This is a genomic window from Bradyrhizobium sp. USDA 376, assembly GCF_054063675.1.
The window spans coordinates 4,425,974-4,450,598 of the sequence record NZ_JBSSGN010000001.1; the positions used below are offsets into that span (position 1 = coordinate 4,425,974).

22 protein-coding genes and 2 pseudogenes are annotated in these 24,625 nt (G+C 65.4%); 17 read left to right on the forward strand and 7 right to left on the reverse strand.

Features of this window, described 5'->3' with window-relative positions; translation table 11 throughout:
- Window positions 1-232 precede the first annotated feature (232 nt).
- Entirely contained in the window at window positions 233-1,516 is a 1,284-nt protein-coding gene (locus ACVJ19_RS20725) for a TRAP transporter large permease (RefSeq protein WP_453955171.1), read from the forward strand.
- A gap of 88 nt (window positions 1,517-1,604) precedes the next feature.
- Window positions 1,605-1,778 (forward strand): annotated as a pseudogene (locus ACVJ19_RS20730) (alkyl sulfatase C-terminal domain-containing protein); the annotation flags it as partial.
- Between the two features lie 66 nt (window positions 1,779-1,844).
- On the opposite strand, the gene ACVJ19_RS20735 reads toward ACVJ19_RS20730, so the two are convergent.
- Window positions 1,845-2,915, reverse strand: a complete 1,071-nt coding sequence (locus tag ACVJ19_RS20735; protein ID WP_453950858.1) for a glycosyltransferase family 4 protein — start codon at window positions 2,913-2,915, stop codon at window positions 1,845-1,847.
- 274 nt (window positions 2,916-3,189) lie between these two features.
- Between ACVJ19_RS20735 and ACVJ19_RS20740 the strand changes: the two genes are divergently transcribed.
- From ACVJ19_RS20740 to ACVJ19_RS20755, 4 genes and pseudogenes are all read left to right on the forward strand, one after another.
- Complete coding sequence (locus ACVJ19_RS20740; RefSeq protein ID WP_453950859.1) at window positions 3,190-4,953, forward strand: ABC transporter ATP-binding protein; 1,764 nt, start codon at window positions 3,190-3,192, stop codon at window positions 4,951-4,953.
- Between the two features lie 57 nt (window positions 4,954-5,010).
- Window positions 5,011-7,216 (forward strand): annotated as a pseudogene (locus ACVJ19_RS20745) (amylo-alpha-1,6-glucosidase).
- 23 nt (window positions 7,217-7,239) lie between these two features.
- Complete coding sequence (locus tag ACVJ19_RS20750; protein WP_453950861.1) at window positions 7,240-7,773, forward strand: PRC-barrel domain-containing protein; 534 nt, start codon at window positions 7,240-7,242, stop codon at window positions 7,771-7,773.
- Window positions 7,774-7,796: 23 nt separating this feature from the next.
- Window positions 7,797-9,110 (forward strand): MFS transporter, encoded by a 1,314-nt coding sequence (locus tag ACVJ19_RS20755; RefSeq protein WP_453950862.1) that lies wholly within the window; start codon window positions 7,797-7,799, stop codon window positions 9,108-9,110.
- A 39-nt stretch (window positions 9,111-9,149) separates the two neighbouring features.
- Here the strand turns inward: ACVJ19_RS20755 and ACVJ19_RS20760 are convergent, their stop codons facing one another.
- From ACVJ19_RS20760 to fixL, 4 genes are all read right to left on the reverse strand, one after another.
- The gene (locus ACVJ19_RS20760) at window positions 9,150-9,848 is read right to left on the reverse strand and encodes a helix-turn-helix domain-containing protein (RefSeq protein ID WP_453950863.1); all 699 of its coding nucleotides are present in this window, start codon (window positions 9,846-9,848) and stop codon (window positions 9,150-9,152) included.
- A 103-nt stretch (window positions 9,849-9,951) separates the two neighbouring features.
- Window positions 9,952-10,374, reverse strand: coding sequence for a response regulator transcription factor (locus ACVJ19_RS20765; RefSeq protein WP_453950864.1), 423 nt, complete (start codon window positions 10,372-10,374; stop codon window positions 9,952-9,954).
- A 58-nt stretch (window positions 10,375-10,432) separates the two neighbouring features.
- Window positions 10,433-11,050: a response regulator FixJ gene (gene fixJ / locus ACVJ19_RS20770; RefSeq protein ID WP_453950865.1), complete on the reverse strand. Its 618-nt coding sequence runs from the start codon at window positions 11,048-11,050 to the stop codon at window positions 10,433-10,435.
- Between the two features lie 3 nt (window positions 11,051-11,053).
- Window positions 11,054-12,571 carry a sensor protein FixL gene (gene fixL, locus ACVJ19_RS20775; protein WP_453950866.1) on the reverse strand — a complete coding sequence of 506 codons (1,518 nt, stop codon included), beginning with the start codon at window positions 12,569-12,571 and terminating at the stop codon, window positions 11,054-11,056.
- 210 nt (window positions 12,572-12,781) lie between these two features.
- Here fixL and ACVJ19_RS20780 point away from each other — a divergent pair, with 210 nt between their 5' ends.
- The 10 genes from ACVJ19_RS20780 (at window position 12,782) to ccoS (ending at window position 22,212) form a co-directional block, all read left to right on the forward strand.
- Window positions 12,782-13,615, forward strand: coding sequence for a universal stress protein (locus tag ACVJ19_RS20780; protein ID WP_453950867.1), 834 nt, complete (start codon window positions 12,782-12,784; stop codon window positions 13,613-13,615).
- Window positions 13,616-13,652: 37 nt separating this feature from the next.
- The gene (locus ACVJ19_RS20785) at window positions 13,653-14,078 is read left to right on the forward strand and encodes a CBS domain-containing protein (protein WP_453950868.1); all 426 of its coding nucleotides are present in this window, start codon (window positions 13,653-13,655) and stop codon (window positions 14,076-14,078) included.
- Between the two features lie 220 nt (window positions 14,079-14,298).
- The gene (gene ccoN, locus ACVJ19_RS20790) at window positions 14,299-15,948 is read left to right on the forward strand and encodes a cytochrome-c oxidase, cbb3-type subunit I (protein WP_453950869.1); all 1,650 of its coding nucleotides are present in this window, start codon (window positions 14,299-14,301) and stop codon (window positions 15,946-15,948) included.
- A 12-nt stretch (window positions 15,949-15,960) separates the two neighbouring features.
- A complete protein-coding gene (gene ccoO, locus ACVJ19_RS20795; protein WP_453950870.1) occupies window positions 15,961-16,695 on the forward strand; it encodes a cytochrome-c oxidase, cbb3-type subunit II in 735 nt (244 codons plus the stop codon).
- A 13-nt stretch (window positions 16,696-16,708) separates the two neighbouring features.
- Window positions 16,709-16,873 carry a cbb3-type cytochrome oxidase subunit 3 gene (locus tag ACVJ19_RS20800; protein WP_453950871.1) on the forward strand — a complete coding sequence of 55 codons (165 nt, stop codon included), beginning with the start codon at window positions 16,709-16,711 and terminating at the stop codon, window positions 16,871-16,873.
- 6 nt (window positions 16,874-16,879) lie between these two features.
- Complete coding sequence (gene ccoP, locus ACVJ19_RS20805) at window positions 16,880-17,752, forward strand: cytochrome-c oxidase, cbb3-type subunit III (protein WP_453950872.1); 873 nt, start codon at window positions 16,880-16,882, stop codon at window positions 17,750-17,752.
- A 121-nt stretch (window positions 17,753-17,873) separates the two neighbouring features.
- Complete coding sequence (gene ccoG / locus ACVJ19_RS20810; RefSeq protein WP_453950873.1) at window positions 17,874-19,340, forward strand: cytochrome c oxidase accessory protein CcoG; 1,467 nt, start codon at window positions 17,874-17,876, stop codon at window positions 19,338-19,340.
- A gap of 15 nt (window positions 19,341-19,355) precedes the next feature.
- Window positions 19,356-19,841, forward strand: a complete 486-nt coding sequence (locus tag ACVJ19_RS20815) for a FixH family protein (protein WP_453950874.1) — start codon at window positions 19,356-19,358, stop codon at window positions 19,839-19,841.
- 11 nt (window positions 19,842-19,852) lie between these two features.
- Window positions 19,853-22,045, forward strand: a complete 2,193-nt coding sequence (locus ACVJ19_RS20820; protein ID WP_456739420.1) for a cation-translocating P-type ATPase — start codon at window positions 19,853-19,855, stop codon at window positions 22,043-22,045.
- Window positions 22,045-22,212, forward strand: a complete 168-nt coding sequence (ccoS, locus tag ACVJ19_RS20825; protein WP_063691453.1) for a cbb3-type cytochrome oxidase assembly protein CcoS — start codon at window positions 22,045-22,047, stop codon at window positions 22,210-22,212. The genes ACVJ19_RS20820 and ccoS overlap by 1 nt, the downstream gene beginning before the upstream one ends.
- On the opposite strand, the gene ACVJ19_RS20830 is transcribed toward ccoS, so the two are convergent.
- A complete protein-coding gene (locus ACVJ19_RS20830; protein ID WP_453950875.1) occupies window positions 22,209-23,411 on the reverse strand; it encodes an MFS transporter in 1,203 nt (400 codons plus the stop codon). The two genes, ccoS and ACVJ19_RS20830, sit on opposite strands and share 4 nt — an antisense overlap.
- A gap of 140 nt (window positions 23,412-23,551) precedes the next feature.
- Window positions 23,552-24,031, reverse strand: coding sequence for a cupin domain-containing protein (locus tag ACVJ19_RS20835; protein ID WP_453950877.1), 480 nt, complete (start codon window positions 24,029-24,031; stop codon window positions 23,552-23,554).
- Window positions 24,032-24,266: 235 nt separating this feature from the next.
- On the opposite strand from ACVJ19_RS20835, the gene ACVJ19_RS20840 reads away from it, so the two are divergent.
- Entirely contained in the window at window positions 24,267-24,551 is a 285-nt protein-coding gene (locus ACVJ19_RS20840) for a hypothetical protein (protein ID WP_122406772.1), read from the forward strand.
- Window positions 24,552-24,625: the final 74 nt, after the last annotated feature.

Consider the following 24,625-nt stretch of genomic DNA (forward strand, 5'->3'; position numbering starts at 1 on the left):
GGTGTCCTGGCACTACTACTGGACCGGCGACCTGCCGCATCACGACGAGAGCCATGTGGAAGGCGTCGAGGCCGATGGCTCGCCGGCGCTGCATCCGCAGCCCGCCGGCGCCGCAACGAAGGCTGCCGCGCGAAAAGTCTCGCCGCTCGGCGTCATCCTGATCATGGCGCCGGTGCTGATCTTCGCGATGTGCCTCGCCGAAAAATTCGGCGTGGTGGTGCTGCCGCACTGGATGCGCGCCGCGACCGTGTTCGCACTGCTGATCGCGCTGATGCTGACCGGCATCCCGGTCTCGATCGCGCTCGGCCTCACCGTGATGACGTTCCTGTTCACGCTGACCACGGTGCCGATCGAGGCAGTCTCGATGAAGCTCTTCACGGGCATCGAGGGCTTCGAGATCATGGCGATCCCGTTCTTCATCCTCGCCGGCAATTTCCTCACCCATGGCGGCGTCGCGCGCCGCATGATCAATTTCGCGACCTCGCTGATCGGCCACTGGTATGGTGGCCTCGGTCTTGCCGGCATCGTCGCTTGCGCCATGTTCGCGCTGGTGTGCGGCTCGAGCGTCGCGACGGTGGCCGCGATCGGCGCCATCGTGCTGCCGGAGATGGTCCGTCACGGCTATCCCATGCGCTTCGGCGCCGGCATCATCACGGTGGCGGGCTCGCTCGGCATCCTGATGCTGCCCTCGATCCCGAAGATCGTCTACGCGGTCTCCACCAACACCTCGATCGGCGCGCTGTTCGTCGCTGGGCTGTTGCCCGGCATCATGCTGACGACGATGCTCTGCATCGTCACCTGGTGGCTCGCGCGCCAGCGCGACTATCCGCGGCTGCCGAAGGCGAGCTGGGGCGAGACGTTGCGCACCTTCCGCGAGAGCATCTGGGGCCTGATGCTGGTCGTCATCATCATCGGCGGCATCTACAGCGGCCTGTTCACCGCCACCGAGGCGGCCGCGATGGCGGCGGTCTACTCCTTCATCATCGCGGTGTTCGTCTACAAGGCGATCAAGATAGCCGACGTGCCGCGGGTGCTGCTGCGGGCCGCCAACACCAGCGCGATGCTGCTCTACATCGTCACCAACGCGGTGCTGTTCTCCTTCGTGCTCTCCAACGAGAACCTGCCGGCGATGCTCGCCGACTGGATCGCGGCGCAGAATCTCGGCTGGGTCGGCTTCCTGCTGGTGGTCAACATCCTCTTGCTGCTCGCCGGCAACTTCATGGAGCCGAACTCGATCATCTTGATCATGGCGCCGATCCTGGCGCCGGCGGCCAAGAAGCTCGGCATCGACCTCGTGCATTTCGGCATCGTCATGGATGTCAACATGGAGGTCGGCCTCTGCCATCCGCCTGTCGGCCTCAACCTCTATGTCGCGTCCATGATCGCGCGAATGCGCATCACGGATCTGGCGGTTGCGGTGATGCCGTGGCTGATCACCATGCTCGGCTTCCTCGTCATCGTGACCTACTGGCCCGATTTGACGCTGTGGCTGCCGCGGGTGCTGGGGATGCATTAAGCGGATGCGCGGACGGTGCTTACCCTCCAGGGGAGGGCAAGTGTCGAGTCACGCCAGCTGCACGGCGCTCACAAGGGCAATCGGCTGTCGCGCGACGCTCGACGAGGTGATCGCGAAGCTGACGAGTTTTCCGGAAGCGGTGGCTGCGGGGAAGATCAAGCTGTCGGGCAACCCGATGAAGCTAGCCGAACGGATGGGGCTGATGGACGAGTTTCCGAGGATGTTCGAGATTGTGGAGCCGAAGCGGGCGGAGGTGGGGTAGCGAATCGTTACCACCCTTCGGTGTCGTCCCGGCCTGCGCCGGGACGACGACTGAGATTGTAGCTGCTTACTCCGCGCTGCTCACCAGCTTGATCCGCGGGGCTTGCTCCTCGGTCAGGCTGCGATAGGCCGCGAGATAGTCCAGTGCCATCCGCCGCGCGGTGAAGCGCGTCTCGAACTGCTTGCGGATGGCGGCGCGGTTCAGTTGCGGAAGCCGCTTGACGACGCCGGCGGCGCTGATGACGTCCTCGACGACGAAACCGGTCAGGCCCTCGTCGATGATTTCAGGCACCGAGCCGCGGTTGAAGGCGATCACCGGCGTTCCGCAGGCCATGGCCTCGATCATCACGAGGCCGAACGGCTCCGGCCAATCGATCGGCAGCAGAAGTGCAAGCGCGCCGCTCAGGAAGTCGGACTTCTCGTGATCGCTGATCTCACCGATGAACTCCACCAGCGGATTGTTTTCGATCATCGGCTTGATCAACTCGTCATAGTAGTCCTGGTCGGCACGATCGACCTTGGCCGCGATCTTGAGCGGGATGCCGCAATGGGTCGCGATCTTGATGGCGCGGTCGACGCCTTTCTCCGGCGCGATGCGGCCGAGCACGGCGAGGTATTCCTGTTTCACCGGTTTCGGCGTCAGCAGGTTCTCCGGCAGGCCGTGGTGGATCGTCGTCACCCAGTTCGCCTGCGGCACCGGCCGCCGCTGCGCGTTCGAGATCGAGATCACCGGCATCTTGGTGAAGGTGTTGAAGACGGGCTGATGCTCCGGCAGGTCGAGTCGCCCGTGCAGCGTGGTCACGAACGGCGTCGGCTGCCGGTGAAACAGCGACCACGGATAGTAATCGAGATGGAAGTGGAGGAAATCGAACTCCTCGTCGTCACATTTCTGCCGCACGCGCTCCAGCAGCACCATGTGCAGGGCGTTGGGGTCTCGTACGGAACCGTCGAGGCGAAGCGCCCGCGGCCATAATGCATCGAGCTTCGCAGATGTCTGCGAGTCGCCACTGGCGAACAGCGTCACGTCATGTCCCAGGGCCACCAACTCTTCCGTCAACCAATGCACCACCCGCTCGGTGCCGCCATACAGCTTGGGTGGAACAGCCTCCGTCAACGGAGCTACCTGCGCGATGCGCATCTCACCATCTCCTCTGCGATCATGAATGTTGAAACCCCCGCCAGTACGGCACCGGCAATGCCAGCCAAGGGAACGTTCCCGCACTTGCGAAGTTCCTTCCCCTGAACGTTACTTATTCGACACGTTGGGGGCTTGTCGCGATGCTGCCATCACATCTTCGCAGATCGTCCGCATCCGCATGTCGTGATCAGTGAGCCCGGGAACCGGGACGAAGCGGTCGATGTTCAGTCGATCAGTACAAATCGAAAAACAATCATGACGGGGCGATAGCCATATGGATCAGCTTTCTGGATACGCGCGCAGGCCATTTGCCTTTGTCTTGCGCTATCTCCGGCGTCGCCTCACGTCACATCTGGTGATCCTGACCGCGGTCGTGGCTGCCGTTGCCTGCTCCGTGGGCACGCAGTACGGCGTCAAATCCCTGGTCGACAGTCTGTCGGCGGGAACCTCGCATGGCGGCAGCGTATGGCTGGCATTCCTTCTGCTCATGTCGCTGATCGCCGCCGACAACTTCCTGTGGCGGATCGCGAGCTGGACGGCGAGCTTCACCTTCGTTCGCGTCACCGGCGATCTCAGGCGTGACATCTTTCGTCATCTGACCGGGCACGCGCCGAGCTATTTCTCCGATCGGATGCCCGGCATGCTGACGAGCCGCATCACGGCGACCTCGAACGCGGTGTTCACGGTCGAGAACATGTTCGTCTGGAATGTCCTGCCGCCGTGCATTGCCACAATTGCGGCAATCATGCTGATTGGAACCGTCAGTCCCTATATGGCACTCGGCCTGATCGTGATCGCCGGCGGCATGGTGATCGCGATGTTCCACCTAGCCGCTGCCGGCAAGCCGCTGCACGACGACTTCGCCGACAAGGCGGCTGTTGTCGACGGCGAGATGATCGACGTCATCAGCAACATGCCGCTGGTCCGCGCCTTCTGCGGCATCAGCCATGAGCATGAGCGGTTCGATGCGACCGTCAATCGCGAGCTCACCGCGCGCGGACGCAGCCTGCGCTATCTCGAGAAGCTGCGGCTGACCCATGCCGGCGTGACCGTTCTCCTGACCGTGGCGCTGATGGCCTGGGCCATCACGCTCTGGCAGCGGGGCGAGGCGACCACCGGCGACGTCGTGCTGGTCTGCACGCTCGGCCTCTCCATCCTCAATGCGACGCGCGATCTGGCGGTGGCGCTGGTCGACGTCACCCAGCACGTCGCGCGGCTGACAGAGGCGATCGCGACCTTGCTGGTGCCGCACGAATTGCGCGACCATCCCGAGGCCGAACCCCTGGTCAAGAGCGGGGCTGCGATCGCGTTCAACAACGTCACCTTCGGCTATCCCGGGGCCGAGAAGATCTTCGAGCGCTTCAGCCTGCGGCTGCAGCCCGGCCAGCGCGTCGGTCTGGTCGGCCATTCCGGCGGCGGCAAGTCGACGCTGTTCACGCTGCTCCAGCGCTTCTACGATGTCGACGAGGGCAGCGTCACCATCGACGGCCAGGACATCTCCAAGGTGACCCAGCTGAGCCTGCGCGAGGCGATCTCGGTGGTGCCGCAGGATATTTCCTTGTTTCATCGCTCGATTCGCGAGAATATCCGCTATGGGCGGCCGAACGCGACCGACGACGAGGTGCTGCGTGCGGCTATCGCGGCGCGCTGCGATTTCGTCGAGAGCCTGCCCGAGGGGCTCGACACCATGGTCGGCGACCGCGGCGTCAAGATGTCCGGCGGCCAGCGCCAGCGCATCGCGATCGCGCGCGCCTTCCTGAAGGACGCGCCGATCCTGCTGCTCGACGAGGCCACCGCGGCGCTCGACAGCGAGTCCGAGGAGGCGATCCGCGAGGCGCTGACGCGCCTGATGCGCGGCCGCACCGTGGTTGCGATTGCGCATCGCCTCGCGACGCTGCGCAATTTCGATCGCGTGGTGGTGCTGAAGGCCGGCAGGATCATCGAGGACGGCGCGCCCGACCGGCTGATGCAGGGCCACGGCCCCTACCGTGAGCTGGTGACGCAGGAGATGAGCCGGCTCGCGAAAGTCGCCGCGTAGGCCCGACAGTCGCGTTCGCGTTGGTTGCGTCTCGAAACAAGCGCAGGGGAGCAGCTTATGGCAGCCGAAGTCATCACCAAGTTCGTCGCTGTGGCGCGGACCGTGGAGCAGGTCGTGGAGCAGCCCTTCTATATCCCGATGACGGGGCCGTCGGCGCGCCCGCGACGTTCGCTCAAGCACGATGACACCTTCATCGTGCTCGACAGTCATGGCGACATCGGCGCATCGGCAGGCGGGCCGGACGGCCTGTTTCACCACGACACGCGTTATCTCGCGCGGCTGGAGCTCGTGCTCGACGATCTCCAGCCCCTGCTGCTCGGCTCCAACCTGCGCGACGACAATTCGGCGCTGACCGTCGATCTCACCAACCCCGACATCTACCGCGAGGGCAGCCTCGTGCTGCAAAAGGACCTGCTGCACATCGTGCGCACGGTCTTCCTGTGGCGCGGCACCGCCTATCAGCGCATCGGCGTGCAGAACCACGGCGACCGGCCTGCCAGCTTCGAGCTGACGCTGCTGTTCGACAACGACTTCGCCGATCTGTTCGAGGTCCGCGGCGAGCGGCGGCCCGCGCCGCGGGACGGGTACGAGCCGGTTGCTCGGGCCGACCGACGTGCTGTTCGAATATCGCGGTCTCGACGATTGCGAGCGCACCACCGCCCTGCATTTCGATCCGCGTCCGACGCGGCTCTCGGTCAATGCTGCCGCCTGGCAGCTCGAGCTGGATCCGCACGAGTCGAAATCGCTGTTCGTGGCAGTGTCCTGCAACCGGCCGATCACGGAGAAACCGGCGCGCTTCTTCAGGGGTCTGCTCGCCCACCGCCGCGAGATGCGGCAGTCGACGATGGGCGCGGCCAGCATCGAGACCTCCAACAACATCTTCAACGAGGTGCTGTGCCAGGCCATGGCCGACCTCAACATGCTGATGACCGAGACGCCGCAGGGCCGCTATCCCTATGCCGGCATTCCCTGGTACTCGACGACCTTCGGGCGCGACGGACTGATCACCGCGCTGCAGATGCTGTGGATCGACCCGCGGATCGCCAAGGGCGTGCTCAGGCGGCTCGCACATTTCCAGGCCAGGGCGATCGATCCGCTGGCCGATGCCGCGCCCGGAAAAATCCTGCACGAGATGCGCGGCGGCGAGATGGCGGCGCTGCGCGAGGTGCCGTTCGCGCAATATTACGGCAGCGTCGATTCGACCGCGCTGTTCGTGCTGCTCGCCGGAAGCTATTTCGAGCGCACCGGTGACGAGAAGACGTTGATCGAGCTGTGGCCCGCGATCGAGGCGGGACTCGCCTGGATCGACGGTCCCGGCGATCCCGACCAGGACGGCTTCGTCGAATATCAGCGTGCGACGGAGAAGGGGCTGGCCAACCAGGGCTGGAAGGATTCCTACGACGCGATCTTCCATGCCGACGGTCAGCTTGCGGAAGGCAATATCGCGCTCGCCGAAGTCCAGGGCTATGTCTATGCGGCCAAGCAGCTGGCCGCGCGCTGCGCGCTGCGCCTCGGCAAGCCGGACCTCGTGCGCAAGTTCGAGGCCGAAGCCAAGGCGCTGGCCGAGCGCTTCGAGCAGGCGTTCTGGTGCGAGGAGCTCGGCACCTACGCCCTGGCCCTCGACGGCAGGAAGCGGCCCTGCAAGGTGCGGACCTCCAATGCTGGGCAGGTGCTGTTCAGCGGCATGATCCGGGAGGATCGCGCCCGTCTCGTCGCCGCCGACCTGATGCGGCCGCATTTCTTCTCGGGCTGGGGCATCCGCACCGTCGCCGTCGGCGAGGTGCGCTACAACCCGATGTCCTATCACGACGGCTCGGTCTGGCCGCACGACAATGCGCTGATCGCGCTCGGGCTCGCGCGCTACGGCCTCAAGCATTCGGTGGCGCATGTCTTCAAGGGGCTGTTCGACGCCGCCACCTATATGGACCTGCGCCGGCTGCCCGAATTGTTCTGCGGCTTCCGGCGCGAGAAGCGGCGCGGGCCGACGCTCTATCCGGTCGCCTGCGCGCCGCAGGCCTGGGCCAGCGCGACGCCGTTCACGCTGCTGGAGGCGGCGCTGGGCCTCGAGTTCGACGTGGCGCGCGGCGAGATTCGCCTGCGCAATCCGCATCTGCCGGCGTTCCTGAACGAGGTCATTCTGCGCGATCTGCGCCTCGGCGATTCCAGCGTGGATCTGCGCGTCAGCCGCCACGGCGACGACGTGGCGCTGGAGGTGTTGCGCACGCGCGGCCAGATCCAGGTGTCGATCGTGCTGGCGCGCTAGCGGCGCGCGATGAGGAGGGTGTTATGCGTGCGATCGGAGCGCTGATCCGAGCGCTGATCTTGGGCGTGGCCGTCGTCGCGGGCGTGGCAGTCGCCACGTCGCGCGCGGACGAGCAGCCGCCCGCGGGCCAGACTGAAGCAAATGTGCCGCCGACGGCTCAGCCGCCGGCCTCGACCGTTCCCGTCACGCCGAAGGACGCCGCGCCGCCGCCATCGGTGACCATCATCGGTGCGAGCGATGCACATGGCGTGCTCGGCCGCGACGTGCGCAGTGCTGCGGACGAGGACATGGGCCGCGTCGTCGATGTCATCGTCGACCGGGACGGGCGTGTGCGCGCGGCGGTGATCGATTTCGGCGGCTTCCTCGGCGTCGGCAGCCGCAAGATCGTGGTGGACTGGAACGCGATGCGCTTCGGCAAGATTGCCAACAAGAAGGACAGCATCACGCTGGAACTGACCAAGGCGCAGGTCGCGGCCGCGCCGGAATACAAGGAAGACACGCCGATGGTCGTGCTCGGCGCGTCCGGCAGCCTTCAACCGCTGCAAGTGATCCAGTGAGGTGCCGGGAGGGCTGACCGCCTGTGCTGTTGTCGAGGAAGCCGAACCATGCAGATCGCGATGGCCACGTTGAAAAGCACAACGTCGCCGCGCCGCCGCCTGCGGGTATTCCGGCGCCGTCGCGTCAGAGCCTGCGCGGCCTCGACTGGTTCATCTTCTTCCTCGCCGACGTGCAGACCGGCTTCGGACCCTTCATCGCGGTCTACCTGACGACGCAGAAATGGACCCAGGTCGAGATCGGCCTCGTGCTGTCGATCGGCGGCATCGTCGCGCTGATCGGGCAGATGCCGGGCGGCGCGATCATCGACGCCGCGAAGTCCGAACGGCTGGTCGCAGCGCTCGCGATCGCGACCATCGGCGCCTGCGCGCTCGCCTATGCCGCGATGCCGGTCTTCGCCGTGGTGGTGACGGCCGCCACGCTGCATGCGATGGCGAGCTGCGTGCTGGGGCCGGCGATCGCCGCGATCAGCCTCGGCCTCGTCGGCCCGCTCGCGATCGGCGAGCGGCTCGGCCGCAACGCGCGGTTCGCTTCGCTCGGCAACGGCGTCGCGGCTGCCGTGATGGGCACGGCCGGATATCTGCTCTCGAGCCGCTCGGTGTTCCTCGTCACTTTCCTGCTCGCCATCCCGACCCTGATCGCGCTGTCGCGGATCCGCGAGGAGGAGGTCGACATCAGGCGCTGTCACGGCGAGATGCCGCCGGAAGCCGCCGACCGCGGCGACACCAATGTCTGGCATTTGATCCGGCAGCGTCCGCTGATCGTCTTCGCGCTCAGCGTGCTGCTGTTGCAGCTCGCGAACGCGGCGATGATGCCGCTGATGGCAAGCGCAGTGACGGCGCGGTCGAGCCAGTGGGCGACGGTGCTGGTCGCCGCCTGCATCATCGTGCCGCAGGCGATCGTGGCGCTGCTGTCGCCGACCGTCGGGCGAAAGGCGCAAGCCTGGGGCCGCCGGCCACTGCTGTTGATCGGATTCGGCGCGCTGACGATTCGCGGTCTGCTGTTCGCGACCGTGCGCGATCCCTATCTCCTGGTCGCGGTGCAGGTGTTCGACGGCATCACCGCGGCGGTGTTCGCGGTGATGATTCCGCTGATCGTCGCCGACGTCGCCTTCGGCAGCGGTCATTTCAACCTGGCGCAGGGCATCGTCGGCACCGCGACCGGCATCGGCGCGTCGCTGAGCACGGCGCTCGGCGGCTATGCCAGCGACAAGTTCGGCAACGCCACCGCCTTCATCGGGCTGTCCGGCGTCGCCGCGACGGGGCTGCTGCTGATCCTGTTCGTCATGCCGGAGACCCGGCGCACCGGCATGACCGCGACAAAAGAAATGGCCGGCTGAAGGACTTCAGCCGGCCAAAGTAGGCAGGGAGGAAGAAAGTCAGGCGTCGAGATTGTGCAGGCGCTGGCGATTGCGCAGCACGATCTGGCGTGCGCCGGAGAAGCCGAGAATGCCCTGGGTGTGCAGCTGGGACAGCGCCCGCGACACGGTTTCGAGCGTGAGGCCGAGATAGTCGCCGATGTCGCGGCGGCACATCGGCAGCGCCATCATGCCGGCAACCGCGAGGCGGCGGTCCATTTCGAGCAGGAAGGTCGCAACGCGCTCCATCGCGGTCTTGCGGCCGAGCAGCAGCATGTGGTCTTCGGCGTGACGCAGCTCGGAGGCCGTCATGGCCCAGAGCTTGCGGGCGACCTGCACGTCGGTGCCGGCGGCCTTCTCGAGGCTGGCGCGCTTCACCAGGCGCACGGTGGTGTCGATGATGGCCTCGGCGGCGAGGCGGTGGGTGGCGCCGGATTCGAGGCCGAACACGTCGCCGGGAAGATGGAAGGCGCCGATCTGGCGGCGGCCGTCGGAAAGAAGCTTGTAGCTGCGCACCGCGCCTGACACGACCTGGTAGACATATTCGGCCGGCTCGTCCTCGCCATAGATCTCCTCGTCCTTGCGATAGGAGAACTCGGTGGCGACGAGGCCGACATGGCCGGTGATCGCGCCGAACTGGTCGGAAACGGGGTGGGCAGGGGCAATCTTGCCACCGATCTGGGTGTTGATCGCCTGGGTCTTGAGTGTCTGGGTCAGCATCTGCGCCATCTCCGTTGTGATGGAACATCGCTACCCGGGTTTGCGCAATCCGGAAATTTCGCGCGTTATCTTAAGGACGTTTACCTACGTAGAATCCCGTAGGTCAATTACCGCGACGGTCCTGGATGGCGTGGCGGATGCACTTGACCAGGTTTTCATCGAGAAGCGGCTTCAAAACCACGTCCTTGACGCCCGCTGCGGCCGCCCGGGTCGAGATGTTCTCGTCGGGATAGCCGGTGATCAGGATCACGGGCGTGTCGCTGTCGGACTTGCGCAGGCGGCCGGCGAGGTCGATCCCGTTGATATCGGGCATCTTGTAGTCGATCACATAGCAGTCAGCGTCCGGCGCTCCGGCGGCATTGAGCAGCGCCGTCGCATTCCTGAAGGTCCGCACGGCGAAGCCGTCGGTTTCCAGCAGGAAGCGCAGGGAGCCCAGCACGGCGGCATCGTCGTCAACCACGTAGACTGTGGGCTTTGCCGATGACGCCATCGGGACACGCTGAGGCAGCGAGCCAATCTCGATCATTCTGACTGGCTAGCACAGGCGGGCGCAACCGCCTTGACCTGCCTCAAGCCGGTTCGGCTCAATCGTTGAGCATGCCGGCGCGCATTGCGAGGCGAACCAGCTCCGAGAGGGAGTTGGCCTGCATCTTGGTCATGACATTGGCCCGGTACACCTCGATGGTGCGCGGGCTGATGTCGTATTCGCGGGCGATCAGCTTGTTGGAAAGACCTGCGATCAGTCCTTCCATGACCTGGCGCTCCCGGGGACTTAAGGACGCGACGCGGGCGGCGATGTCCTGCGCGACGGCCTCGTTCTTGGCGGCCGGCTCGGCCTGGCGGATCGCCGTCTCGATCATCGCGGTGAGGCGATCGTCCTCGAACGGTTTTTCCAGGAAGTCGACCGCCCCGAGCTTCATCGCCTCGACCGCGAGCGGCACGTCGCCGTGACCGGTCATGATCAGGATCGGAAACGGACTGTGCTGCGCCTTCATCCACTTCAGGAGCTCGATCCCGTCGAGGCCCGGCATGCGCACGTCGGAGACGACGCAGCCGAAGGCGAGGCCGGGCAGGGCGTCGATGAAGCTCTGCGCATTGTCGAACAGCGTGACGCCGAAACCGGCGGAATCCAGCAGAAAATTCAGCGAATCCCGCATCGCGTCGTCGTCATCGATGACGTAGACATGTCCCTTGGTCGTCATGCATCAATTCTCGTCGGCTGCCGGGAGGGTGAAGCGGAATGTCGCCCCGCCCGATGCGTTGCTCTCGGCCCACATGCGCCCGCCGTGAGCCTCGATGATCGAGCGGCTGATGGACAGTCCCACGCCCATGCCGGTGTCCTTGGTGGTGAAGAAAGTTTGAAACAAGTTTGGAATGACGTCGTCCTGGAAGCCGGAGCCGGTGTCGGACACCTCGACCTCGATCATGTCGTCGGCGACGGGCGTGTTGGTGACGACGAGCTCGCGCCGCGGGGATTGCGCCATGGCCTCCAGCGCGTTGCGGAACAAATTGACCAGGACTTGCTGGACCTGCACCCGGTCGGCGAGGACGAGGTCGGCTTCCGGATCGAGGCTGAAGCGGAGCTGCACGTTCTGCTCGCGCGCGCCGGCGAGCCCCAGCGCGCCGGCCTCCTCGATCAGCTTGGACAGGCTCTCGACCCGCTTCTCCGATTCGCCGCGGGAGACGAAGTCGCGCAGGCGCCGGATGATCTGGCCGGCGCGCAACGCCTGCTCGGCGGCACGGTCCAGCGCGCTTTCGACCTTCGGGGTGTTCGGATCGACGCTGCCGGCAAGCAGCCGCCGCGATCCCTTCATGTAGTTGCTGATCGCCGCCAGCGGCTGGTTGAGCTCGTGCGCGAGCGCGGACGCCATTTCGCCCATGGCGCTCAGCCGCGAGACGTGGACGAGCTCGGATTGCAGCTCCTGGAGCCGCGCCTGGGTCTTCTGGTGCTCGGTGAGGTCGCGGACGAAGCCGGTGAAATAGGGCTCGCCGCCGGACTGCATCTCGCCGATCGACAGGTGCATCGGGAAGGTGGTGCCGTCGCGGCGCTTGCCGGTCACGATGCGGCCGATGCCGATGATGTGGGGATCGCTGGTGGTGCGGTAGCGCGCAATGTAGCTGTCGTGCCGGGAGCGGTCGGGCTCCGGCATCAGGATGCTGACGTTCTTGCCGATCGCCTCGCGCTCGGACCAGCCGAACAGGCGCTCGGCGGCGGTGCTGAACAGCTGGATGATGCCGTGGCCGTCGATGACGATCATGGCGTCGGGGATTGTGTGGAGGATGGAGCGGAGGTGGGTCTCGCGGGTCCGGAGCGCACCCTCGACCTGCTTCTCCTCGTCGATATCGAGGAAGATGCCGCTGAGATGACGGGCCGTGCCGACTTCGTCCCGAATGACGCCGGCGCGGGCGCGAATCCACTGTCCTCCGTTGGCGGCGCCCGCGACCTTGAAGGACACGTCGAAGCCGCCGCCACGTTCGCTGACATGCTCGATCGCGCTTTCCACGCGGTCGCGGTCCCGGGGTTCGAGCCGCGACAGGAAGAGGTCGTAGCTCGCCGGCTGGTCCTGCGCGATCCCGAGCAGGGTCCGCGCGGTATCCGACCAGTCCAGCGCCCGGGTCTTGAGGTCGAGATCCCAGGTGCCGACACCGAATCCCTCGATCCGGACCCGGAAATGCTCGCCCCTGCCGTCATCAGGCGGTTGCGTTACGCGGGTCGGCATCAAGCGGTCACTCCCCTTCTCATGCTGCGGGCAGGGTGCCGCAAGCGCACCGGGAATTTTCGCCCAAGCCCGGGCCGGAGGCAAGTTCCGATGTTTGATTCCGTTGGTGTAATTCCGGTGATCCCGGATGGCGCGCGGTTTGATCTATCTCATCCCGCTTTGCGTCGGCAGGACTAGATTTCGCGCGAGTTCATTGCCGTTCGGAGAATCCCGATGACATACGCGACCGTGATGGTCAGCCTGGCGCTCGATCAATCCAACGAGGCGCGTCTTCAGGTCGCGGGCGAGCTCGCCGAGCGATTCGAATCGGCCATCGTCGGGGTTGCCGCGGCGCAGTTCAGCCCGCCGCTCTATTTCACCGACGGCGCCGAGGCCCAGGGGCTGATCGACGAGGGCGAAGCTTCCATCAAGCGGCGCCTCGCCGGTCTCGAAACGCAATTCCGCGCCGCGACGAAGAATCGTGGCGGGCACGCGGAGTGGCGCAGCGCCCTGGATTTTCCGGCGCGCTTCGCCCTCGCGCAGGCGCGCTGCGCCGACATCGTCGTCAGCGGCGGGCAGAGCCCGGCCTTCTCCGACGCTTTCGCGCTGGCAAGCCCCAGGGATCTGGTGATGCAGGTCGGCCGTCCGCTTCTCGTCGTGCCAGACCGGGTCAACTGGCTCGATCTGCGCAGCGTGCTGGTGGCGTGGAAGGATACGGCGGAGGCGCGGCGGGCGGTGGCGGCCGCGCTGCCGATGCTGCGCAAGGCGAGGGACGTCACCATCGTCGAGATTCCGGAGCAGGGCGACGACCGTTCGAGCGTGATGGCCGGCGTCACCGACGTCGCCGCCTGGCTCGCCCGTCACGGCGTCACCGCGACGGCGCGCGTCTCGGAGGCCGCGCGGAACGAACCCGCCGCTGTGCAATTGGAGAAGGTCGCCGGCGACGTCGGAGCCGGCCTGATCGTGGCGGGCGCCTACGGTCATTCGAGGTTCCGTGAGCTGATCCTGGGCGGCGTCACCCAGCACCTGGTCACTCAATCCACGCGTTGCGTGCTGCTGTCGCACTGACGGCCGGTCGGCCATAGCGAGTAGAGGAGGACGCGCCGTGTACAGATTTCTCGAGCAGACTGCCAGTGGCTACATGACGCGCAACGTCAGGACCGTGCAGCGCGACCTCGACATGCTCGAGCTCAGCGAGATGTTCGAGCGCGACGATTTCAACTCCTATCCGGTCGAGGACGACGGGCAGGTGGTCGGCATCGTCACCAAGTTCGACATCCTGAAGTGCTTCGCCTTCACCCCAAACCAGATGCTGCCGCGCTATCATGACCTGATGAGCCGCAAGATCGGCGACGTCATGACGCCGGAGTTCATCTATGTCAGCCCCGACACGCGCCTGACGCGCGTGCTTCAGATCATGGTCGAGCACCGCATCAGGAGCATCATCGTGCTCGACGGCGCGCAGAAGCTGGTCGGCATCATCGCGCGCGAGGACGTCATCAAGGCGCTCAAGGCCACGGCGCGCGACTGACGCGACGCCGCCAAGTTCCGCGATTTCAGATCCCGTGATTGCAAGCTCCGTGATTTCACGGAGGCAAGCGCCGCGTAAGCGACGAGATGCAGGCGGTTGATATCGTTTATTGAAACTTCGCCGTCTCACATTAACGGAAATCCATCTGTCTTGATTTCAATCAATTCCCCGCGAGGGTGAATGTGGTTTCTGGCTCCGTGTTCTTTCAGAGAGAATCCGCATGAGCCAGCCCTCCATCTCCAAATCCATGACCATCGGTGAAAGCGGCCTGGCTGTCGTGTTCGCAGCCACCGCCTTCCTCTGCGTGATCGCCTCGGCCAAGGCGCTCGACGCGCCTTTCGCCTTCCATGCCGCGCTCAGCGCGGCGGCGAGCCTGGCGGCGGTGTTCTGCATCGTCAACCGCTACTTCGAGCGTCCCGCGGCGCTGCCGCCGGCGGAGATCAACGGCCGCCCCAACTACAACATGGGGCCGATCAAGTTCTCCTCCTTCATGGCGATGTTCTGGGGCATCGCCGGCTTCCTCGTCGGTCTCATCATCGCCTCGCAGCTGGCCTGGCCCGCGCTCAACTTCGATCTGCCCTGGATTCAGTTCGGCCGGTTGCGGCCGCTGCACACCTCGGCCGTGATCTTCGCCTTCGGCGGCAACGTGCTGATCGCGACGTCCTTCTACGTCGTGCAGAAGTCCTGCCGCGTTCGCCTCGCCGGCGACCTCGCGCCCTGGTTCGTCGTGATCGGCTACAACTTCTTCATCCTGGTCGCTGGCACGGGCTATCTGCTCGGCGTCACCCAGTCGAAGGAATATGCCGAGCCGGAATGGTACGCGGACCTGTGGCTGACCATCGTCTGGGTGGTCTATCTGCTCGTCTTCCTCGTCACCGTCATCAAGCGCAAGGAACCGCACATCTTCGTCGCGAACTGGTTCTATCTCGCCTTCATCGTGACGATCGCGGTGCTGCATCTCGGCAACAATCCGGCGCTGCCCGTCTCGGTGTTCGGCTCGAAGTCCTACGTCGCCTGGGGCGGCATCCAGGATGCGATGTTCCAGTGGTGGTACGGCCATAACGCGGTCGGCTTCTTCCTGACCGCCGGCTTCCTCGCCATCATGTACTATTTCATCCCGAAGCGCGCCGACCGGCCGATCTATTCCTATCGCCTGTCGATCATCCACTTCTGGGCGCTGATCTTCCTCTACATCTGGGCCGGTCCCCACCATCTGCACTACACGGCGCTGCCCGACTGGACGCAGACACTCGGCATGACCTTCTCGATCATGCTGTGGATGCCCTCCTGGGGCGGCATGATCAACGGCCTGATGACGCTGTCGGGCGCCTGGGACAAGCTGCGCACCGACCCCGTGCTGCGCATGCTGGTGGTCTCCGTCGCCTTCTACGGCATGTCGACCTTCGAAGGCCCGATGATGTCGATCAAGGTGGTCAACTCGCTCAGCCACTACACCGACTGGACCATCGGTCACGTCCACTCCGGCGCACTCGGCTGGGTGGGATTCGTCTCCTTCGGCGCGTTGTACTGCCTGGTGCCGTGGGCCTGGAATCGCAAGGGCCTCTACAGCCTCAAGCTCGTCAACTGGCACTTCTGGGTCGCGACCCTCGGCATCGTTCTCTACATCTCGGCGATGTGGGTGTCCGGCATCCTCCAGGGCCTGATGTGGCGCGCCTACACCTCGCTCGGCTTCCTCGAATATTCCTTCATCGAAACCGTCGAGGCGATGCATCCCTTCTACGTCATCCGCGCCGCAGGCGGCGGGCTGTTCCTGATCGGCTCGCTGATCATGGCCTACAATCTCTGGATGACCGTTCGCACAGGCGAACAGGAAGTCCAGATGCCCGTCGCTCTTCAGCCGGCGGAATGAGGAGCTAAAGCAATGTCGTTCTGGACACGCCACCAAATCTTCGAAAAGAACTCGATCATCCTGATCGTCGGCATCCTCCTGGTGATCGCGATCGGCGGTCTCGTCGAGATCACTCCGCTGTTCTACCTCAAGAGCACGATCGAGAAGGTCGACGGGGTCAGGCCCTATACGCCGCTGGAGCTGGCGGGGCGCAACGTCTACGTCCGCGAGGGCTGCTATCTCTGCCATTCACAGATGGTCCGGCCGCTGCGTGACGAGGTCGAACGCTACGGCCACTTCTCGCTCGCCGCCGAAAGCATGTTCGACCACCCGTTCCAGTGGGGCTCCAAGCGCACCGGTCCGGACCTTGCCCGCGTCGGCGCCAAATATTCCGACGACTGGCACGTCGCCCACCTGATCAACCCGCGCGCGATCGTGCCGCAGTCGGTGATGCCGGGCTATCCGTTCCTCAGCCAGAACGAGGTGGATCCGGACACGATCGCCGACCACATGCGCACGCTGCGGACCGTCGGCGTGCCCTACACCGACGACCAGATCGCGAGCGCAGGCGCCGATTTGAAGGCCCAGGCTGATCCGGACAATGCCGGCTCCGATGCCTTCAGCAAGCGCTACGCCAAGGCGGTGGTGCGCAACTTCGACGGCAAGACCGGCACGCCGACCGAGATGGACGCGCTGATCGCGTACCTGCAGATGCTCGGCACGCTGGTCGACTTCAAGATCTACAACGAGAAAGCCAATCTTCGCTGAGAAGGCATCAACGATGAAAGCCATCCTGACAGCCCACAATCTTGCGTCCGAGCTCGTGACCACGATCTGGACGCCGGTGTTCGTCGCGATCTTTCTCGCGATCATCGCCTACGCATTATGGCCCCGTAACAAGGCCGCGTTCGACGAAGCGGCACGCCTGCCGTTGCGGGAGGAGTGAGAGACCATGACCGATCATAGCGAAGTCGATACCGTCACCGGCAAGTCCACGACCGGACACGAGTGGGACGGCATCAAGGAGCTCAACACGCCGCTGCCGCGCTGGTGGGTGATCTCCTTCTACCTCACCATCGTCTGGGCGATCGGCTACTGGATCGTGTATCCGGCCTGGCCGCTGATCTCCAGCAACACCACGGGCGTGTTCGGCTACTCCTCGCGTGCCGACGTCGCGGTCGAGCTCGCCAATCTCGAGAAGATCAGGGGCGACAAGATGGCGGCGCTGGGCGCGGCCTCGCTCGCCGACATCGAGAAGGATCCGGCCTTGCTGGCGCTCGCCCGCGCCAAGGGCAAGACGGTGTTCGGCGACAATTGCGCGCCGTGCCACGGCTCAGGCGGAGCCGGCGCCAAGGGCTTCCCGAACCTGAACGACGACGACTGGCTGTGGGGCGGCACGCTCGACCAGATCATGCAGACCATCCAGTTCGGCGCGCGTTCCGGCCATGCCAAGACGCATGAGGGCCAGATGCTCGCCTTCGGAAAGGATGGCGTGCTGAAGGCCGACGAGATCGTCACGGTCGCCAATTACGTGCGCTCGCTGGCGGGCCTTCCGACCCGCAACGGCTTCGATGCGGCCAAGGGCGAGAAGATCTTCGCCGAGAACTGCGTCGCCTGCCACGGTGATGGCGGCAAGGGCAACCAGGAGCTCGGCGCGCCGAATCTGACCGACAAGATCTGGCTCTTTGGCTCGGACGAGGCCGCGCTGATCGAGACCATCAGCCAGGGCCGTGCCGGCGTGATGCCGGCCTGGGAAGGCCGGCTCGACCCCGCCACCATCAAGGCGATGGCGGTCTACGTGCACTCGCTCGGCGGCGGCAAATAGTCGATCGGCGGTCAATGAGTCCGAACGGGGGCGAACAAAAGTGCCCCCGTTTGAGCTGGATCAACTGACGCGGCGGTGTCGGGTCTAGGTTTAATCGCACCTTTTCGAGAAGCTCCAGGCGATGAACAAGACCGTGAACCCCAAAGACCTCACATCGGAAGATGACTATGGGCCGCTCTACGCAGCCCGCAAGAAGGTCTATCCCCAGAGCGTCTCCGGCACGTTCCGCCGGATCAAATGGGGCCTGATGGCGTTCTGCCTCGGCGTCTACTACTTCCTGCCCTTCGTGCGCTGGAATCGCGGTCTCGGCGCGCCCAGCCAGGCTGTGCTGATCGATCTTCCCAACAGCCGCTTCTATTTCTTCTTCATCGAGCTGTGGCCGCAGGAAGTCTACTACTTCACCGGCCTCTTGATCGTCGCCGCTGTGGCGCTGTTCCTGATGAACTCCATCGGCGGCCGCATCTGGTGCGGCTATCTCTGTCCGCAGACCGTCTGGACCGACCTGTTCTATGCCGTCGAGCGCCTGATCGAGGGCGACCGGCGCGAGCGGATGAAGAAGGATGCGTCGACCGATCCGATGAAGCTCGAGCGCATCTCCGAGATCGTGCTCAAGCATTCGATCTGGCTGCTGATCGCCTGGTGGACCGGCGGCGCCTGGGTGCTCTACTTCAATGATGCGCCGACCCTGGTGAAGGAGCTCGTCACCTTCCAGGGACCGATGATCGCCTACGTCTGGATCGGCATCCTCACCGCAACGACGTATCTGCTCGCCGGCTACATGCGCGAGCAGGTCTGCACTTACATGTGCCCGTGGCCGCGCATCCAGGCCGCGCTCACCGACGAATGGGCGCTCAACGTCACCTATCGCTACGACCGCGGCGAGAAGCGCACCTCGGTGAAGAAGGCGGCCGAGCTGCGCGCGCTCGGCCAGCAGGTCGGCGATTGCGTCGACTGCTACCAGTGCGTCGCGGTCTGCCCGACCGGCATCGACATCCGCAACGGACCGCAGATGGAGTGCATCCAGTGCGGCCTCTGCATCGACGCCTGCGACAACGTGATGGCCAAGATCGGCCGGCCGAAGCGGCTGATCGGCTACGACAACGACATCAACATCCATCGCCGCCAGGAAGGCAAGGCGCCGATCTACCGCATCGTGCGGCCCCGCACGATCGTCTACAGCGCGATCATCGCCGCAGTCGGCGGCATCATGATCTATACGCTGGCGACGCGCAGCCTGCTCGACGTCAACGTGCTGCACGACCGCAATCCGGTCGCGGTCAAGCTCAGCGACGGCTCGATCCGCAACGCCTATACCGTGCGGCTGCTGAACAAGAGCGGCTACGACCGTGTCATCGCGATCGACGCGAACGGTCCGGCCAATCTGACGGTGCACGTCGTGGGCGTCGATTCGGTGACGCCCGACCGGCCGATGGTCGTGATCCCCCGCGATTCGACCAGCGAGCTGCGGCTGCTCGTCACGGCGCCGGCGGAGAACAATCCGGAGAAGTCGGTCCCGGTCCACTTCCACGTCACCGATATCGGCCTCGGCGAGGTCGCGTCCGCCACCGACAATTTCGTCGCGCCGTAGGACCAGGAGACTGCGATGGCATCGAAGCCACTGACCGGAACCAAGGTGTTCCTGATGCTGGTCGCCTTCTTCGGCCTCGTGATCGGCGTCAACGTGACCATGATGAAGCTCGCGATCGCGACGCTGCCGGGCACCGATGTCGACAGCCCCTATGCCGCGGGCCTCGCTTATGATCGCGAGATCTCCGCGGCACAGGATCAGGCTGCGCGCAAATGGCAGATCAGCGCCCATATCGAGCGCCGCACCGACGGCGGCGCCGCGATCCAGGTCGAGGCGCGTGATGCGAGCGGCCAGCCGCTCGCCGGATTGAAGTTCGGCGGGCGCCTGGAGCGGCCGACCGACAAGCGCGCCGATCTCCAGGTCGAGCTCGCGGAAGCCGGCATCGGCATCTATCGCGGCAATGCCGCGTCCGTCGCGCCGGGGCAGTGGGATCTGGTGATCGAGGGTGAGACGCGAGGGGCGCGTGTGTTCCTCTCGCGCAACCGCGTGATCCTGAACTGAAGGGTCTCGTCATGCAGGTCACGCGCGATTTCTCTCACTATGTTCGCGACGCCGGCGCGGGCCTCCGGCACATCGACCTCGCGGTCGAAGGCGTTCACTGCGCCGGCTGCATGGCCAAGATCGAGCGCGGCCTGTCCGCCATTCCTGACGTCACGCTGGCGCGCGTGAACCTGACCGACCGCCGTGTCGCGCTGGAATGGAAGGCGGGCACGCTCGACCCCGGCCGTTTCATCGATCGGCTCGAAGAGCTCGGCTACAAGGCTTATCCGTTCGAGACCGAGAGCGCGGAGGAAGCCGAGGTTGCCGAATCCCGCTTCCTGCTGCGCTGTCTCGGGGTCGCGGCATTCGCCACCATGAACGTGATGATGCTGTCGATCCCGGTGTGGTCGGGCAACGTCTCGGACATGCTTCCGGAGCAGCGCGACTTCTTCCACTGGCTGTCGGCGCTGATCGCGCTGCCGGCGGCGGCCTATGCCGGCCAGCCGTTCTTCCGCTCGGCCTGGCGCGCGCTGTCGAACAAGACCACCAACATGGACGTGCCGATCTCGATCGGCGTGATCCTGGCGCTCGGCATGTCCGTGGTCGAGACCATCCACCACGCCGAGCATGCCTATTTCGACGCGGCGATCATGCTGCTCACCTTCCTGCTGGTCGGCCGTTTCCTCGACCAGAACATGCGGCGGCGGACCCGCGCGGTGGCCGGCAATCTTGCCGCGCTCAAGGCGGAGACCGCGGCCAAGTTCGTCGGGCCCGACGAGATCTCGCAGGTGCCGGTGGCGGCGATCCACCCCGGCGATATCGTGCTGCTGCGGCCCGGGGAGCGCTGCGCGGTCGACGGCACCGTGATCGAGGGCCGTTCCGAGATCGACCAGAGCCTGATCACCGGTGAGACGCTCTATGTCACGGCCGAGCAGGGCACGCCGGTCTATGCGGGATCGATGAACATCTCCGGCACGCTGCGGGTGCGGGTCTCGGCGGCCTCCGAGGCGACGCTGCTCGCCGAGATCACGCGGCTATTGGATAACGCGCTGCAGGCTCGCTCGCGCTACATGCGGCTCGCAGACCGCGCCTCGCGGCTCTACGCGCCGGTGGTGCATGCGACCGCGCTGCTGACCATTCTCGGCTGGGTCATCGCCGGTGCCTCCTGGCATGATGCAATCGTGACCGGCGTTGCCGTGCTGATCATCACCTGTCCCTGCGCGCTGGGGCTCGCGATCCCGACGGTGCAGACCGTGGCTTCGGGCGCGATGTTCAAGGCGGGTGTGCTGCTCAATGCCGGCGATGCGATCGAGCGGCTGGCGGAAGCCGATCACGTCATCTTCGACAAGACCGGCACGCTGACGCTGCCGGACCTCGAAGTGATGAACGCAGCCGATATCCCCGCCGACATCTTCGAGCTCGCCGGGCGCCTCGCGCTGTCGAGCCATCATCCGGTCGCCGCCGCGGTCGCGCAGGCTGCCGGTGCCAGATCGCCCATCGTCGGTGCGGTCGAGGAAGCCGGGCAGGGCGTGCGTGCGACCGTGGATGGTGTTGAGATCCGTCTTGGCCGTCCGTCCTTCTGTGGTGCCGAGGGCCTCGTCGGGCTGATCGACGATCTCGACCCCGAAGCCTCCATCGTCGCCTTCAGCAAGGGCACGGCAAAGTTCATCCTCCCGGTGCGTCAGGGCCTGCGTCCGGACGCGCAGGCCGTGATCGCGGCGCTGAAGGCGCGGGGCATCGGCATCGAGATCCTTTCCGGCGACCGCGAGCCGGCCGTGAAGGCGGCGGCGCACGCCCTTTCCATTGCCGAGTGGCGCGCCGGCGTCACGCCGGCCGACAAGATCGCCCGGATCGAGGAACTGAAGCGGCGCGGCATGAAGGTGCTGATGGTCGGCGACGGCATGAATGATGCGCCCTCGCTTGCGGCAGCCCATGTCTCGATGTCGCCGATCTCGGCCGCGCATTTGAGCCAGGCGACCGCCGACCTCGTCTTCCTCGGCCGTCCGCTGGCTCCCGTGGTCGCCGCCATCGACGCGTCGCGCAAGGCGCTGCACCTGATGCGGCAGAACCTCTGGCTCGCGATCGGCTATAACGTGCTCGCCGTGCCGGTTGCGATCAGCGGCATCGTGACGCCCCTGATTGCAGCGGCCGCCATGAGCGGGTCGTCGATCCTGGTCATGCTGAACTCGCTGCGCGCCCGCAGCGCCTCGCGGGAGATCGCGTGATGGAGATCCTGGTCATCCTGGTCCCGCTCGCCTTGATGCTCGGAGGCGCCGGTCTCGTCGCCTTCCTCTGGTCGCTCCGAAGCGGCCAGTACGACGATCTCGATGGCGCCGCCTGGCGCGCCATCGCCGACGACGACCCGCCGCAGGAAGCTCCAGTCAAGCGCTAGGGCTTCAGGGCGACGGTGAGCAGGGCCGCCAGCGCGAGGGCCGCGCCGACACCGGTGACGCAGGCGTGCCAGCCGAAAGCGTCGAATAGCCGGCCGAGTAGGGCCGTACCGACCAGTCCGCCGCAGAAGTAGCAGGCAAGATAGATCCCGCTGGCGATGCCGCGGTTGTCGGCCGCCGCCTGTCCGACGAAGCCTGTCGCAGCGGCTTGCGCGAAGAATGTGCCGACGCCGACCAGAACCATGCCGGCGAGGACTTCGCCGAGATGCGGCATCAACATCAAGGGCAGGCCGAGCGCGGCGATGCCGAGCGCGCCCCAGATTGTCGGTCGCGTTCCCAGCCGCGCGGCCACCTTGCCGGCCAGAAGTGTCGTGGCGATCGACGGCAGGAAGACGAAATAGACGAGACCCAGATCCATCATGCCGAGCGACAGCGGCGGCCGCACCAGCACGAAATTGACGAATGTGAAGGTGCCGATGAAGGCGAACAGGATGCAGAAGCCGATGCCGTAGGCCGCGCGCAGCCGCGGATTGCGCCACTGCGCGATGGTGGCGGCGAGCGGCGAGGACGCCGGCATCATCGCCTGCATCGGCTGCACGCGTCCGATGGTGAAATAGACCAGCACCGCGCCGGCCAGATTGAGCGCTGCGAACAAATAGAAATTCCAGGCGAGGCCGAGGCCGTCGGCGACCGCCGCCGAGATCAACCGGCCGACGAGGTTGCTCACGACATTGCCGGTGATGTAGGCGGCAAAGGCGCCGCCGGCGTCGATCGCGCTGCATTGCTCGCCGAGATAAGCGAGGGTGAGCGCAAAGGCGGAGGCCATGCACAGGCCCTGCGCGACCCGCAAGGCGGTGAAGACGGCAAGATTGGGCGCGGACGCCAGCAGGCTGGTGGGGATCGCCAGCAGCGTCAGGCTGAGCAGGATGCCGGTCCGCCGGTTGATGTGCGGGCTGAAGAACCCGACGACGAGGCTGGCTACGGCCATGCCGAAGGTGCTTGCGTTGACGGCAAAGCCCATCGCTGCGGGGGTGACGCCGTAGTGCCGCGTCAGCGAGGGCAGGATCGCCTGCGTTGCGAAGAGATCGACGACGGTCAGGAAGGCGGTGAGGCCGATCACGAGCGAGCGCAGCGCAAGACCTGGCGAGTGCTCACCCATCGACATAGCGCTCGGCTTGATAGGCGCGGAGAGGTCAATCATGACGGGGCTTCTCTTTGACTGGTCATTCCGGGCTGGTGCGAACGGGACCGCAAAGCGGCCCGGAGCACCAGACCCGGAATCTCGAGATTCCGGATTCGATGCTGCGCATCGCTCCGGAATGACGAGCAGGAAGGACTCGTTTACATATGATGATCGTTGGGATCCTTGCGGACGTCGCCGACATAGAGAATGACGGTTTCCTTGCCGAGGTTCTTCCACCAATGCGAGGTGCCGTAGACTTCGGGACGGATGTCGCCGGCCTTGTGCACGATCGGGTCGACGCAGTTGGAGGCGTATTCGACGATCTCGCCCTGCTGCACGAAGATCAGCGCGGGGCGGTCGTCATGGCTGTGCCAGGGCACGATGCCGCCGGGCGCGATGGTCAGCTTGCGGAAGCGCAGCTCCCGTCCCTCGATATGGGCGGGCTGCTTGCCGAGGTCGATCGCGCCCAGCGTTACGTCGGTGACGCCGACCGGCTTGGTGTCGACCATCTGTTGTGCGTTCGGCTGGGTCTTGCCGGCGGGACATTCGCCGGCGAAGACCGGCGTTGCGAATGTCAGCGTGCCGAGAACGGCTGCGCCCGACCAGACCAGGCGCGACAACATGTGCTGCTTGAACATGGGAAGTCTCCTCTGTTGGCCGCAACCTCGCTGGTCGCCGGCTGTGGCAGGAGCTTCGTCGAGACCGCGTCGATATTGAAATGCCGGCTTGCTTTCGACGCGATAGCTCCGCGCTATTGATGCGCGGCGGCTATCGAACCGATTGGACAACGGCATTTCCGCTTCCGGGACATCCGTCGTTCGATGACATGGCGCCCGATTGGCGGGCGTTCACGTCAATCCGGAGGAGCATCCCATGACGAAAGTGTCAAAAACCCTGATCTTTACTGCCGCCTTCGCGGTGATCGCCACGTCGGCCTTCTCGGAAGCAGCCTGGGATCTGAAGGCCGGCATGGCCTATGTCTATGGCGGGCCCGGCAAGATGTCGGCGATGGCCATGGCCCCGGCCGAGAAGAACCACGAGGCCATGATGAAGAACGCCAGGAAGGTGCCCGCGAACACCGTCTTCTTCATGGACAACGGCACCCTGTACTCGACGTCGGGACGGCTCGATCCCACCGGCAATTTCTACGTGAACTGAACCGGACCTCGCGCAACGGCCGCCCCTTGCGGGCGGCCGGATCTGGAAACTAGTATTCGCCCCTGAACGCCGGA

What these genes read in the sequence shown, in the direction of transcription:
- ACVJ19_RS20725 (WP_453955171.1), top strand. Translation starts at nt 233, where the DNA reads ATGCGCGCCGCGACCGTGTTCGCACTGCTGATCGCGCTGATGCTGACC.
- ACVJ19_RS20735 (WP_453950858.1), bottom strand. Translation starts at nt 2,915, where the DNA reads ATGCGCATCGCGCAGGTAGCTCCGTTGACGGAGGCTGTTCCACCCAAG.
- ACVJ19_RS20740 (WP_453950859.1), top strand. Translation starts at nt 3,190, where the DNA reads ATGGATCAGCTTTCTGGATACGCGCGCAGGCCATTTGCCTTTGTCTTG.
- ACVJ19_RS20750 (WP_453950861.1), top strand. Translation starts at nt 7,240, where the DNA reads ATGCGTGCGATCGGAGCGCTGATCCGAGCGCTGATCTTGGGCGTGGCC.
- ACVJ19_RS20760 (WP_453950863.1), bottom strand. Translation starts at nt 9,848, where the DNA reads ATGCTGACCCAGACACTCAAGACCCAGGCGATCAACACCCAGATCGGT.
- ACVJ19_RS20765 (WP_453950864.1), bottom strand. Translation starts at nt 10,374, where the DNA reads ATGATCGAGATTGGCTCGCTGCCTCAGCGTGTCCCGATGGCGTCATCG.
- fixJ (WP_453950865.1), bottom strand. Translation starts at nt 11,050, where the DNA reads ATGACGACCAAGGGACATGTCTACGTCATCGATGACGACGACGCGATG.
- ACVJ19_RS20780 (WP_453950867.1), top strand. Translation starts at nt 12,782, where the DNA reads ATGACATACGCGACCGTGATGGTCAGCCTGGCGCTCGATCAATCCAAC.
- ccoN (WP_453950869.1), top strand. Translation starts at nt 14,299, where the DNA reads ATGAGCCAGCCCTCCATCTCCAAATCCATGACCATCGGTGAAAGCGGC.
- ccoO (WP_453950870.1), top strand. Translation starts at nt 15,961, where the DNA reads ATGTCGTTCTGGACACGCCACCAAATCTTCGAAAAGAACTCGATCATC.
- ACVJ19_RS20800 (WP_453950871.1), top strand. Translation starts at nt 16,709, where the DNA reads ATGAAAGCCATCCTGACAGCCCACAATCTTGCGTCCGAGCTCGTGACC.
- ccoP (WP_453950872.1), top strand. Translation starts at nt 16,880, where the DNA reads ATGACCGATCATAGCGAAGTCGATACCGTCACCGGCAAGTCCACGACC.
- ccoG (WP_453950873.1), top strand. Translation starts at nt 17,874, where the DNA reads ATGAACAAGACCGTGAACCCCAAAGACCTCACATCGGAAGATGACTAT.
- ACVJ19_RS20815 (WP_453950874.1), top strand. Translation starts at nt 19,356, where the DNA reads ATGGCATCGAAGCCACTGACCGGAACCAAGGTGTTCCTGATGCTGGTC.
- ACVJ19_RS20820 (WP_456739420.1), top strand. Translation starts at nt 19,853, where the DNA reads ATGCAGGTCACGCGCGATTTCTCTCACTATGTTCGCGACGCCGGCGCG.
- ccoS (WP_063691453.1), top strand. Translation starts at nt 22,045, where the DNA reads ATGGAGATCCTGGTCATCCTGGTCCCGCTCGCCTTGATGCTCGGAGGC.
- ACVJ19_RS20830 (WP_453950875.1), bottom strand. Translation starts at nt 23,411, where the DNA reads ATGATTGACCTCTCCGCGCCTATCAAGCCGAGCGCTATGTCGATGGGT.
- ACVJ19_RS20835 (WP_453950877.1), bottom strand. Translation starts at nt 24,031, where the DNA reads ATGTTCAAGCAGCACATGTTGTCGCGCCTGGTCTGGTCGGGCGCAGCC.
- ACVJ19_RS20840 (WP_122406772.1), top strand. Translation starts at nt 24,267, where the DNA reads ATGACGAAAGTGTCAAAAACCCTGATCTTTACTGCCGCCTTCGCGGTG.